This window comes from Pseudomonas sp. FG98, from assembly GCF_057808595.1.
This window is the reverse complement of record NZ_JBMDIJ010000031.1, coordinates 25660-37859: the sequence shown is the minus strand read 5'-3', so window position 1 is coordinate 37859 and position 12200 is coordinate 25660. Positions and strand designations below refer to the sequence as shown.

The following is a 12200-nucleotide window of genomic DNA, read 5'->3' as shown; positions in this document are numbered from 1 at the left end:
CATCGGGAAAAAGGCGAACCACCCCGCGCAAGATTTTTTCCGGCTCAGTGCTCGCGTACCTTCACTCGGATCAGCCAGGGCGTCAGCCGGGTGACTTCGATCGGCAGGCTGGTCTCGAGCAACTGCAAGGCGCGCTGCGGATCGTCCAGCGGCAGCGAGGCGAACACCTGGATGGAAGCCAGCGCCTCGCGATCGAAGCTGAGCACCCCGGCGTACTGCCGCTGCAGTTGCTCCAGCACCTGCGGCAACGGCAGGCCGCGTGCCAGCAGGCGGTGCTGTTGCCAGGCCTGGTCGATGGACTCGGCGTCGATGCTTTGCGGGCGATCGAGGCCATCGTGGCGAATGCGCAACTGTTGCCCGGCAGCCACCACGGCTTCGGCAGGCACCTCGCTGGAGCGGGCCAGGACCTTGGACTCAAGCATGCTCAGGTCGGTGGCGGCGGCCTGCTTGCTGACCAGGAAACGGGTGCCCAGGGCGCGGATGCTGCCATCCGCGGTAACCACGTCGAACGGCCGCTGCGCATCGGCGGCCACCTCGACGCGGATCTCGCCACGCAGCAGGCGCACCTCGCGCCCCGCCGCGGTGAAATGCAGGTCCACCGCACTGCCACCCGCCAGGATCAGGCGGCTGCCATCTTCCAGGCGGGTTTCACGCCATTGCCCGGTAGCGGTATCGAGGTCGGCGAACAGCAAGGCATTCGGGTAGTGCTGCCAACCCAGCCAGCCGGGTACCAGCAGCATCAGGCCGAGCCCCAGCGCCACGCCGAAGCGCTTGTTGCGCCGGCTGCGCTGACTGAAACGGATCTCGCTGTCGATCACTGCGTGCAGCTGGCGCTCGCTGGCCGGCTGCTCGCGCAGGTCACGCAGACCGGCCAGCAGGCGCTCCATGTCCTGCGCCGCCGCGGCATGGGCCGGGCCCTGCTGTTTCCATTGCTGGTAACCCTGTTCGGCAAGGGCTCGTTCGTGATCATCGTCGGCGCTGAGCAGCACCAGCCATTCGGCGGCCTGCCGGGCCAGGTCGTCGTGCTCGCTCATTGCGGGTCGCGCACGCTCTGGCAGTGCAGCAGCACCTGCACCAGGTGCTTCTGCACCATGCGCACGCTGATGCCCAGTTGTTCGGCGACCAGCGCCTGCGGCTGGCCTTCGAGGTAATGCAGGAGGAACGCCTGGCGCGGCTTAGCGCCCAGGCCTTCGAGCAGCGCGCAGATCTGCTCCAGGGCATCGAGGGTTTCCCAGATGCGCTCGGCGCTCGGTGCCCCCGGGTGATCCAGCGCCAGCAGGCCGAGTTCTTCCAGATAGGCCTTTTCCAGACGCTGGCGGCGCGCCCGATCGATCAGCAGGTTGCGCGCGGTGGTGGCGATATAGCCCCGGGACTTGCTCGCCAGCAGCAAGGCATCGCGGGACGAGAGAATGCGCAGGAAGGTGTCCTGGGCCACGTCCGCCGCGTTGTGCGCACAACCGAGTTTCCTGCGCAGCCAGCCATACACCCAGGCGTGGTGCTCGCTGTAGACGTCATGCATCAGCTTGTTGGAATCGGCCACGGTGGCAGGCTCGGGCAGGAATGGGGTTGAGAATTTATCTCATTCGCAGCAAAAGGGCCACGGGCGGATTTCCCCGAGAGACTGATCTCCTCCCTGTCACGGCGCGCGAACCTGTCATTTCTGCCAGTTGTCGCTATGGGCAGGCGCTTCTAGCATGGGTCGCACCCCACCGGGCGCCGCCCCACCCGGTTTTCGACTGAACGGAGTGGTTCGCCATGAGCATCCCTTCCCGACACAGCCATCCTCCGGCCATCCATGGGCGATTGGGCTTCAACGGTGAGTACCAGGAGCGCAGCGGCCTGCAGATTCTCGGCAGCTACCGGGCCTACAACCCTTGCCTGATGCGTTTTCACGGTGCGGACAACCTGAGCCCTTTCCGGCGCGGCGGGCTCAATGCCTATGCCTACTGCCTGGGCGACCCGGTAAACCTGATCGACCCGACCGGACATTTGCCATGGCTACTGTGGCGAGTCTTGACCCCGGCACGGATCGCCATGGTCCCCGCCGCCCTTGCAGTGGGCACCCTGGTGGGAGCACTGGCGGCGCCGAACGACGATATCAAGCGTCCGCTGATGCCCATGGCCATATTGTTCGGTGGCTTGGCAGGCGCCACCGCAGCCGCCCCGTATATCCTGAAAAACCTCTCGAGATCCCGCTACCTTGCGCTCCGGGACAAGTGGCGGGAACGGGCCAGACTGCCACCGCTGCATCGTGACTCGGCGACCCGCTCGACCCTCGAAGGGCAACGGCGCAGCAGCACGCCTGCTCCGGACACGCCCAATGATCGGCCTCCCGGTTATGACGAGGCGGTACGGCAACGTGCGCCGGCGCCCTTGCCGGATGAGTTGCCACCACCCTACCAGGCCACCCTCGATCCCGCGCCGCCCTTCGATGCCCCCTTCCTGCGGCCGGGTGTTCTTCTGCAAGCCCTGCCTGCCTCTCGGCAGTCCTTGGCCGCCCGCGCGGCCGACATCCGCAGAGGTTGACCTCGATCACAATACGCAAACGCGCGTGCCAGAGCGGTAGGCCTGCATCGCCAGAGCACCGCGGCAGTACTGGCACAATCGCCCCTCCGGGTCTTAACTCATGGACTTCCGCCACAAACCAAGGAAGGTCCGATGAGCTCAGCCACCGATGGAAAACTCAGCGTCGGCGCCCTGACCGCCCTGGTGGTCGGCTCGATGATCGGCGCCGGCATCTTCTCCCTGCCGGCCACCTTCGGGCGCGCCAGCGGCGGCTTCGGCGCGATCATCGCCTGGCTGATCGCCGGCTCCGGGATGCTGATGCTGGCGTTCGTATTCCAGAGTCTGGCGCAGCGCAAGCCGGACCTGGATTCAGGCATCTACGCCTATGCCCGCGCCGGTTTCGGCAACTACCTGGGCTTTGCCTCGGCCTTCGGTTTCTGGGCCGGGACCTGCATCGGCAACGTGTCCTATTTCATCCTGATCAAATCGACCCTCGGCGCATTCTTCCCGGTGTTCGGCGACGGCAATACGGTGACCGCCATCCTGGTCTCCTCGCTGCTGCTGTGGGGCTTTCACCTGCTGGTGTTGCGCGGGGTGCAGGCGGCGGCGGTGATCAACAGCATCGCCACGGTGGCGAAGATGATCCCGATCCTGGCGTTCATCATCGTGGTCGCGGTGGCCTTCGATCGCGATCTGTTCGTGCTGAATTTCTGGGGGAATCATGTCGCCGTCAGCCCCGACCCGGACCTGGCCCACCTGGACGACTACGGCCGGGTCGGCCATGCCGCCGCCGAACTGGCGGTGCTGCCCGGGGAATCGCTGTTCGAGCAGGTGCGCAGCACCATGTTGGTGACGGTATTCGTGTTCCTCGGCATCGAGGGTGCCAGTGTGTACTCACGCTACGCACGCAGTCCGAAGGATGTCGGCATCGCCACCGTGCTGGGTTTCGTCGGTGTGCTGTGCCTGCTGATCCTGATCACCCTGCTCAGCTATGGCGTGCTGCTGCGCCCGGAGCTGGCGGCGCTGCGCCAGCCGTCCATGGCCGGGGTGCTGGAGATGATCGTCGGGCGCTGGGGGGCAATCTTCATCAGCATCGGCCTGATCATCTCGGTACTGGGTGCCTTCCTGTCGTGGACGCTGCTGGCCTGCGAAGTGCTGCACGCGGCCGCCGAGGACCAGGCCATGCCCAGGCTGTTGAGCCGGGAAAATGCCCACGGCGTGCCCAGTGCCGCGCTATGGCTGACCACCCTGTTCGTGCAGCTGTTCCTGATTCTGACCTTCTTCACCGAGGCGGCCTTTACCCTGGCGCTGGAGCTGACCAGCTCGCTGACCCTGATCCCCTACCTGCTGGTGGCGGCCTACGGAGTGAAGCTGGCGCGCAGTGGCGAGACCTATGAAGACGGCGCCGGCCGCAACAAGGACCTGCTGATCGCCCTGCTGGCCACCGCCTATGCGGTGCTGATGGTGCTGGCCGGGGGCCTGAAGTACCTGCTGCTGTCGGCGGTGATCTATGCGCCGGGGACGCTGTTGTACCTGAAAGCGCGACATGAGCAGGGAGCGGCGGCATTCACCGGGCGGGAATGGGTGGTGTTCGGCGTGGTGCTGCTGGGGGGCGTGGTGGCAGTGCTGGGGTTGGTTGGCGGGTGGATTGTGCTCTGAATCTTCGATGACAGTACTGGCCTCATCGTCGGCAACGCCGACTCCCACAGGCCGGCGTGCGCTGTACCTGTGGGAGCTGGCGTTGCCAGCGATGAGGCCGGTACTGTCGACCGGATCAGCGCGCCGGCCGCAGGATCAGCACCCCCAGCGGCGGCAGGTTCAGCGACAGCGACAGCGGCTGCCCATGGCTGGGCACCGCACTGCCCTGCACCACGCCTTCATTGCCGAAGTTCGATCCGGCATAGCGCTGCGAATCGCTGTTGAACACCTCGTCCCAACGCTCGCCGAACGGCACGCCGATGCGGTAGCCCTCACGCGGCACCGGGGTGAAGTTGGCCACCACCAGCAACGGCTCGCCACTGGCACTCCAGCGCAGCCAGGCATACACGCTGTTGTGCGCATCGTCGCCGATCAGCCATTGGAAACCCTGAGGCTGGCAGTCCTGCTGATGCAACGCCGGCTCTTCGCGATACAGGCGGTTGAGGTCGCCGACCAGCCGTTGCACGCCCAGGTGCTCGCTGTATTGCAGCAGATACCAGTCCAGCTCGCTGTCATGGTTCCATTCGCGCCATTGGCCGAACTCGCAGCCCATGAACAGTAGCTTCTTGCCCGGGTGACTCCACATGAACGCCAGGTAGGCCCGCAGGTTGGCGAACTTCTGCCAGCGGTCGCCAGGCATCTTGTCGATCAGCGAGCGCTTGCCGTGCACTACTTCGTCGTGGGAGATCGGCAGGATGAAGTGCTCGGAATAGGCGTAGATCAGGCCGAAGCTCATCTCGTTGTGGTGATGCTGGCGGTGGATCGGGTCGTTCTGGATGTAGTGCAGGGTGTCGTGCATCCAGCCCATGTTCCATTTGTACGAGAAGCCCAGCCCGCCCTGCTGTACCGGCTGGCTTACTCCCGGCCAGGCGGTGGACTCCTCGGCGATGACCAGTGCACCGGGCACCTCCACGGCCACCACCTCGTTGAGATGACGGAGGAAGTCGATGGCTTCCAGGTTCTCCCGCCCGCCATGGCGGTTGGGCACCCATTCGCCGGGCTTGCGCGAGTAGTCGCGGTAGAGCATCGAGGCCACCGCGTCGACCCGCAGGCCGTCGATATGGAACTCGCGCAACCAGTGCAGCGCCGAGGCCAGCATGAAGCCGTGCACCTCGGTACGGCCAAGGTTGTAGATCAGCGTGTCCCAGTCCTGGTGGAAGCCTTCCAGCGGGTTGTCGTACTCGTACAGCGCGGTGCCGTCGAAGCGCGCCAGGCCATGGCTGTCGGTGGGGAAATGCGCCGGCACCCAGTCGAGAATCACGCCGATCCGCGCCTGGTGACAGGCGTCGACGAAGGCGGCGAAGTCTTCGGCGCTGCCGTAGCGCGAGGTCGGCGCGAACAGTGACAGCGGCTGGTAGCCCCAGGAGCCGCCGAACGGGTGCTCCATGATCGGCATCAGTTCGATATGGGTGAAGCCCAGTTCCTGCACGTAGGGGATCAACCGATCGGCCAGCTCACGCCAGTTGTACGAGCGGCTGACTTCACCAGCCTCGTCCAGCTCGCACTGCCAGGAGCCGGCATGCAGCTCGTAGATCGACAGCGGCGCGGCGATGCCCTGGACTTCGCCGCGCTCGCGCAACCAGTCCTGGTCGCGCCACTCGTGGGCCAGGGGCCCGGCGACCTTCGACGCAGTGCTCGGCGGCAGCTCGGTGGCGCGGGCCAGCGGGTCGGCCTTGAGCGGCAGCACGCCGTCACGCCCGAGCACCTCGTACTTGTAGGTTTCGCCTGCCGCCAACTGCGGAATGAACAGTTCCCACACGCCGCTGGCATGGCGCAATCGCATCGGATGCCGGCGGCCATCCCAGTTGTTGAAATTGCCCACCACCGAGACCCGCCGCGCATTCGGCGCCCACACCGAGAAACGTACCCCCGTCACTCCGTCGACCTCGATCGGCTGGGCGCCGAGGCGGTTGGCCAGGTCACGGTGATTGCCCTCGCTGAACAGGTAGAGATCCATGTCCCCCAGTTGCGGCCCGTAGCTGTAGGGGTCCTCGGTGACCTGCTCGCCACCGGCCCAGTGGATCCGCCAGCGATAACGTTCCACGCCCTGCTCCAGGTGCGCGGTGAACAGCCCCGGCACGGCCCCTTGCTGCAGTTCGGCGAGCACCTGCTCGCCTTCGCCGGCCAGCGCCTGAACGCTCAGGGCCTCCGGCAGATAAGCCCGTAGCCAGGTGCCTCCTGCACCATCGGCGTGCGCGCCGAGCACCGCGAACGGATCGGCATGCCGGGCATTGACCAGGTCGTCGATATCGCTACGGCCCAGTCCGCCCTGTTCCCTCTTGTGCACGCTCATCTACTGCTCTCCCCAAGTACTGACAAGCCCGTGAAGGCCATGCAAGGGCACGGCCAACCAGCTCGGGCGGTTTTCCGCTTCATAGGCGATTTCATAGGCAGCCTTTTCCAGGCTGAACAATTCGAGTGCCGCCTGCTCGCCCCCTTCCTTGAGCCAGGCGTGCGGCAGGCTGGCGGTGGCCAGGCCATAGGCCTGGACGAAGGCGTGGCGCGAGGCATGCAGGTAACGCCGGGTCACCCGCTGCCGGGCCTGCAGGTTGTCCGGTAGTGCCCCGGCTCCGGCGGCGCCGCGCAAGGCCATGGCAGCAGCGTAGTCGAACGAACGCAGGACACCACTGACGTCCTTGTACGGGCTGTGCCGGGCGCGACGCTCTTCCAGCGGCCGGGCCGGCTCGCCCTCGAAATCGATCAGGTAGGCATCGCCCTGCACCACCAGGACCTGGCCCAGGTGCAGGTCGCCATGCACGCGCATGACCAGGCCACCTTCGGCCTGCCGTGCCAGTTGCCCGACCTCGCGCAGCAGGCCGTCGCGCTGCTGCTCCAGTTCCCCGGCCAGGACCTGGCTTTCTTCGTCCAGCTCGCCGCAGTGCTGCGCCAGCAGGTCGAGGGCGGTGCGCAACTGATCGGCGATCTGCTCGCCCCAGCGGCGGCTGTCCTCGCTGTCGCTGATGCGGGTCTTGAAGGCTTCGTCTTCACTCGGCCGGGCGAGGATCTGGTGCATCTCGCCAAGGCGCTGGCCGAGCAAAGCGGCAAAGCCGGTGAGGTCTTCGAGGGCATGGGCGTGGCCTTCGCCGTGCAATGGCGCCCCCTGCATTTCGTCGCGGATCGCCCGTTCGAGGTTGTTCTGGGTCCAGTCCCAGGCGTCGCCCTGGTTGTTCAGGTAGCCCTGGGCGATGGCCAGCAGGTGCGGCTGGCCATTGGCGTCGACACGGTTCAGCCAGCCCAGCAGTGGCGAGATATTGGCGAAGCCGGCGGCGGTCAGGTAAGCGCCCATTTCCAGCTCCGGATGCACGCCGCCATTGACCCGGCGGATCAACTTGAGCACCAGGCTGCCGCCCACCACCACCGAGCTGTTGGACTGCTCCGCGGACAGGTAGCGCACTTCGGCCTCTTCGCCCAGGTTCAGCGCCGCCAGTTGCGGCGTCGATTCGAACTGCAACTCGCCCTCGCTGCCAGGCAGGCGCAGATGCTCGCGGAAACCGTCGAGCAGGTTGCGAACGAAGGTCTCCAGGCTGAACGCATCGGTGATCAGGCCGACCTGGCGCCCACGGCGGACCCGGGCCAGGGCCAATTGCTGGGGCAAGGCACTGTGGATCTGCTCCTCGCCGATAAAGCCGAACGGCAGGAAATAACGTCGCTGCTGACCGCCGCTGTGCACCTCCAGCTCGCCCAGCAGTACCGGGCTGGTCGAGGTGCCGAAGCGCACACCGTAGGCCAGCTGGACCTGGTCGATGGCCTGGTCCTTGCCGGCGAACCAACGGCGCTTGGGCAGGTACTGGGGCAGGACGGTTTGTTCGAGGGTCTGCCGGGCCGGAGCCTCCAGCAGTTCCTCCATGCGTTCTTTGACGACCAAGGTAGTGAACTCCGGCAAGGGTTGGGCCGCCTCGACATGCCAACTGGGCATCTGGTCCTTGGGCGCGAGGAGGAACCAGTAGAAGCCATAGGGAGCGAGGGTCAGCAGGAACGGCAACTGGCCGATCGGCGGGAAGGCGCAGCCGCCAAGCATTTCCACCGGCACCCGCTCGATCCACGGCGCCAGGTCCAGTTCCACCGCCTGGGCCGCACGGGACACGTTGGCCACGCACAGTACGGTTTCGCTGACGCCTTCCGGGCTGGTGTATTCGCGCAGGTAGGCGAGGATGCGCCGGTTGTTGGGGCTCAGCATCTTCAGGGTGCCGCGCCCGAAGGCCTTCTGCTGCTTGCGCACCGCCAGCAGGCGGCGGTTCCAGTTGAGCAACGAGTGCGGGTCTTCGGCCTGGGCTTCGACATTGATCACCTGATAGCCGTAATGCGCATCCATGATCGGCGGCAGCACCAGGCGCGCCGGGTCGGCCCGGGAGAAACCGCCATTGCGGTCGATCGACCACTGCATTGGCGTGCGCACGCCATCGCGGTCACCCAGGTAGATGTTGTCGCCCATGCCGATCTCGTCGCCGTAGTACAGGGTCGGCGTACCGGGCATCGACAGCAGCAGGCTGGTGAGCAGTTCGACCCGCCGTCGGTCGCGCTGCATCAGCGGTGCCAGGCGCCGGCGGATGCCCAGGTTGATCCGCGCCCGGCGGTCGGCGGCGTAATAGTTCCACAGGTAGTCGCGCTCGCGGTCGGTGACCATTTCCAGGGTCAGCTCATCGTGGTTGCGCAGAAAGATCGCCCACTGGCAGTTGGCCGGGATCTCCGGGGTCTGGCGCAGGATGTCGGTGATCGGGAAGCGATCTTCCTGGGCCACCGCCATGTACATGCGCGGCATCAGCGGGAAGTGGAAGGCCATATGGCATTCGTCACCCTCGCCTTCGCCGAAGTACTGCTGGGTGTCTTCCGGCCACTGGTTGGCCTCGGCCAGGAGCATGCGGTCCGGGTAGTGGGCATCGATCTCGGCGCGGATCTGCTTGAGGACGGCGTGGGTCTCCGGGAGGTTCTCGTTATTGGTGCCGTCGCGTTCGATCAGGTAGGGAATCGCATCGAGGCGCAGGCCGTCGACGCCCATGTCCAGCCAGAAACGCATGACCCCGATCACCGCCTTCATCACCTGCGGGTTGTCGAAGTTCAGGTCGGGCTGGTGCGAGTAGAAACGGTGCCAGAAGTACTGGCCGGCGACCGGGTCCCAGGTCCAGTTGGACTTCTCGCTGTCGAGGAAGATGATCCGCGTGCCAGAGTACTTGTCGTCGCTGTCCGACCACACGTAGAAATTCCGCGCCGCCGAGCCGGGCTTGGCCCGCCGCGCCTTCTGGAACCAGGGATGCTGGTCGGAGGTGTGGTTGATGACCAGCTCGGTGATCACCCGCAGGTTGCGCTTGTGCGCCTCGGCGATGAAACGGCGCACGTCGGCCATGGTCCCGTAGTCGCTGTGCACCGCCTTGTAGGCGGCAATATCGTAGCCGTCGTCGCGTCGTGGCGACGGGTAGAACGGCAGCAGCCACAGGGTGTTGACGCCAAGCTCGGCGATGTAGTCGAGCTTGGCCAGCAGGCCGGGGAAGTCGCCGATGCCGTCGTTGTTGGAATCGAAGAAGGACTTGATATGGATCTGGTAGATGATCGCGTCCTTGTACCACAGCGGATCATCGATAAAGGCCGCAGGGCGGCTTTGCTTCGCCATGCTCGGTTTCCCTTCTATTCAATCTTGTCCAGGCGCCAGATACCGAACGGCAGGTGCCAGGGCTCGATGCGCATCCACTGGGTCTTGCCATGCCATTCCCAGCGGTGGCCGTTCATCAGGTCTTCGCCGCGGGTCACGGCGTGGTCATCCAGGCCCAGCTCCCACAGCGGCAGTTCGAAGTGCGCCTCCTGGGCGTTGTGCGGATCGAGGCTGACCGCCACCAGGACGAAGCTCTGGCCATCCGGCGCGGGCTTGCCGAAGTAGACAATGTTGTCGTTCCAGGCGTTGTAGAAGCGCACCCCGAGGTGGCTGTGCAAGGCCGGCTGCTGGCGGCGGATCAGGTTGAGCCGGGCGATCTCGGCGATGATGTTGCCGGGCTGGGAGAAGTCCCGCGGGCGGATCTCGTACTTCTCGGAATCGAGGTACTCCTCCTTGCCCGGAATCGGCGCCGCCTCGCACAGCTCGAAGCCGGAGTACATGCCCCACAGCCCCGAGCCCATGGTCGCCAGGGCGGCGCGGATCAGGAATCCGGCGCGGCCGGAGTGGTGCAGGAAGAAGGGGTTGATGTCCGGCGTGTTGACGAAGAAGTTCGGCCGGTAGCACAGCGACCAGGGCGGCTGGTTGAGGGTCTCGAAATACTCCTGGATCTCCGCCTTGGTGTTGCGCCAGGTGAAGTAGGTGTAGCTCTGGCTGTAGCCGACCTTGCCCAGGCGCGCCATCATCGCCGGCTTGGTGAAGGCCTCGGCGAGGAAGATCACCTCGGGGTGACGGGCACGGATATCGGCGATCAGCCACTGCCAGAACGGCAATGGCTTGGTGTGCGGGTTGTCCACGCGGAACTGCTTGACGCCCTCCTCGACCCAGCCCAGCACCACGTCGCGCAGGGCCAGCCATAGCGCCGGTATGGCGTCGGCGGCGTAGAAGTCGACATTGACGATGTCCTGGTACTTTTTCGGCGGGTTCTCGGCGTAGCGGATGCTGCCGTCCGGGCGCCAGGAGAACCAGCCGGGATGCTCGCTGAGCCAGGGGTGGTCCTGGGAACACTGGATGGCGAAGTCGAGGGCGATTTCCAGGCCATGTTCTTCAGCGGCAGCGACCAGCCGGCGGAAGTCCTCGCGGCTGCCCAGTTGCGGGTGGATAGCGTCATGACCGCCGTCGGGGCTGCCGATAGCATAGGGACTGCCGGGGTCGTCCGGGCCGGCGGTCAACGAATTGTTGCGGCCCTTGCGGAATTTCATGCCGATCGGGTGGATCGGCGGGAAGTACAGGACATCAAAGCCCATGTCGCGAATCATCGGCAGGCGCGCGTGGACATCGTTGAACGTGCCATGGCGCCGGGGATCGTCGGTGACCGAGCGGGGAAACAGCTCGTACCAGCTGGCGAAGGCGGCGCGCTCGCGCTCCACGTCCAGGGGGAACTCCGGACTGCGGCTGAGGTAGCTGCGCGGATCGGCCTGGGCCATCAGCACGCGGGTGGCGCTGGCCACCAGGACTTCCACCCGGGCCGCTGGCGGCAAGCCCTTGTTCAAGCGCCGGGCGAGACCCGCCAGCTCCTCGCGCAGCGGGCCGGCGCTGCGTTCGGCAGCATGTTCCAGATGCAGGCGGCCTTCCTCCAGTTCCAGTTCGATATCCACGCCGGCGGTGAATTTCTTCTCCAGGTCGTGGCAGTAGGTGGCGTAGGCATCGATCCACGCTTCGATCACGAACAGGTGCCGACCGAGCTCGTCGATGCTGAAACTGCCCTCCCAGCGGTCGTTGCCGAGGAAGGTCATGTTCTGGCTGTGCCAGCGCCGGCCATGGGCCTGGCGCCAGTTCAGGGTGACCGCCAGCACGTCGTGGCCATCGGCGTACACCGTGCTGCCCACGGTGACCGTGCGGCCCACCTCGGTCTTTACCGCATGCACCCCGGCGTCCAGCACCGGCGTGGTGTTCTCGATCACCACCCGTGGCAACAGCAGGGCCTGGGACAGGGTCACGGGATCATCGGCGGGAGTGTCGGCGGCGGCCATGCGCTCGGTTTCGAAAGGCTCATTGCGGGTCATCGAACATCGCTCCGTTACGGCGTGACGGTAAGGGTTCAGAGCAATGGCAGGCGTGGGGGTTCAATAAAAAATGAGCATTGCCGCACGGGTGCAGTCCAATCCGGAACACCCTCAAGCGTGCGAGGTATCCCGATGAACATTCCTATCCCGGCGGAAACACCCGATCCGAACATCGACGACCCGACCCTGCCACCACCGGAGCCCCAGGAAGATCCGGAGGGCGTGCCGGTCAAGCCGACCATGCCGCCGACCGTGGGCGATCCGCCGAGTGAAGAGCCTCCGGTGAAAGTGACAGAGTAGACGGGTTGCCAGGGTGTGCCTGGCTTCAGGGAAGATGTTGTTTTGGAGGG

General features: G+C 65.7%; 8 protein-coding genes. 3 read left to right on the top strand and 5 right to left on the bottom strand.

Going from position 1 to position 12200, the window contains the following annotated elements; genetic code table 11:
• Positions 1 to 44 precede the first annotated feature (44 nt).
• Together ACODSK_RS18385 and ACODSK_RS18380 are read right to left on the bottom strand one after the other, a co-directional pair.
• Positions 45 to 1034, bottom strand: coding sequence for a FecR family protein (locus ACODSK_RS18385; protein WP_489018030.1), 990 nt, complete (start codon positions 1032 to 1034; stop codon positions 45 to 47).
• A complete protein-coding gene (locus ACODSK_RS18380) occupies positions 1031 to 1519 on the bottom strand; it encodes a sigma-70 family RNA polymerase sigma factor (protein WP_489018064.1) in 489 nt (162 codons plus the stop codon). Before ACODSK_RS18380 ends, ACODSK_RS18385 begins: the two co-directional genes overlap by 4 nt.
• 236 nt (positions 1520 to 1755) lie before the next feature.
• On the opposite strand from ACODSK_RS18380, the gene ACODSK_RS18375 reads away from it, so the two are divergent.
• The gene (locus ACODSK_RS18375) at positions 1756 to 2526 is read left to right on the top strand and encodes an RHS repeat-associated core domain-containing protein (protein WP_489018029.1); all 771 of its coding nucleotides are present in this window, start codon (positions 1756 to 1758) and stop codon (positions 2524 to 2526) included.
• 132 nt (positions 2527 to 2658) lie between these two features.
• A complete protein-coding gene (locus tag ACODSK_RS18370; protein ID WP_489018028.1) occupies positions 2659 to 4164 on the top strand; it encodes an amino acid permease in 1506 nt (501 codons plus the stop codon).
• A gap of 115 nt (positions 4165 to 4279) precedes the next feature.
• On the opposite strand, the gene glgB is transcribed toward ACODSK_RS18370, so the two are convergent.
• From glgB to ACODSK_RS18355, 3 genes are read right to left on the bottom strand one after another with little or no spacing between them, the layout of a single operon-like run.
• Positions 4280 to 6496 carry a 1,4-alpha-glucan branching protein GlgB gene (gene glgB, locus ACODSK_RS18365; RefSeq protein WP_489018027.1) on the bottom strand — a complete coding sequence of 739 codons (2217 nt, stop codon included), beginning with the start codon at positions 6494 to 6496 and terminating at the stop codon, positions 4280 to 4282.
• Positions 6497 to 9808 carry a maltose alpha-D-glucosyltransferase gene (gene treS / locus ACODSK_RS18360; RefSeq protein ID WP_489018026.1) on the bottom strand — a complete coding sequence of 1104 codons (3312 nt, stop codon included), beginning with the start codon at positions 9806 to 9808 and terminating at the stop codon, positions 6497 to 6499.
• Positions 9809 to 9822: 14 nt separating this feature from the next.
• Entirely contained in the window at positions 9823 to 11850 is a 2028-nt protein-coding gene (locus ACODSK_RS18355) for an alpha-1,4-glucan--maltose-1-phosphate maltosyltransferase (RefSeq protein WP_489018025.1), read from the bottom strand.
• Between the two features lie 132 nt (positions 11851 to 11982).
• On the opposite strand from ACODSK_RS18355, the gene ACODSK_RS18350 reads away from it, so the two are divergent.
• The gene (locus ACODSK_RS18350; RefSeq protein ID WP_489018024.1) at positions 11983 to 12150 is read left to right on the top strand and encodes a hypothetical protein; all 168 of its coding nucleotides are present in this window, start codon (positions 11983 to 11985) and stop codon (positions 12148 to 12150) included.
• Positions 12151 to 12200: the final 50 nt, after the last annotated feature.

What these genes read in the sequence shown, in the direction of transcription:
- ACODSK_RS18355 (WP_489018025.1), bottom strand. Translation starts at nt 11,850, where the DNA reads ATGACCCGCAATGAGCCTTTCGAAACCGAGCGCATGGCCGCCGCCGAC.
- ACODSK_RS18385 (WP_489018030.1), bottom strand. Translation starts at nt 1,034, where the DNA reads ATGAGCGAGCACGACGACCTGGCCCGGCAGGCCGCCGAATGGCTGGTG.
- treS (WP_489018026.1), bottom strand. Translation starts at nt 9,808, where the DNA reads ATGGCGAAGCAAAGCCGCCCTGCGGCCTTTATCGATGATCCGCTGTGG.
- ACODSK_RS18370 (WP_489018028.1), top strand. Translation starts at nt 2,659, where the DNA reads ATGAGCTCAGCCACCGATGGAAAACTCAGCGTCGGCGCCCTGACCGCC.
- ACODSK_RS18350 (WP_489018024.1), top strand. Translation starts at nt 11,983, where the DNA reads ATGAACATTCCTATCCCGGCGGAAACACCCGATCCGAACATCGACGAC.
- glgB (WP_489018027.1), bottom strand. Translation starts at nt 6,496, where the DNA reads ATGAGCGTGCACAAGAGGGAACAGGGCGGACTGGGCCGTAGCGATATC.
- ACODSK_RS18375 (WP_489018029.1), top strand. Translation starts at nt 1,756, where the DNA reads ATGAGCATCCCTTCCCGACACAGCCATCCTCCGGCCATCCATGGGCGA.
- ACODSK_RS18380 (WP_489018064.1), bottom strand. Translation starts at nt 1,519, where the DNA reads ATGCATGACGTCTACAGCGAGCACCACGCCTGGGTGTATGGCTGGCTG.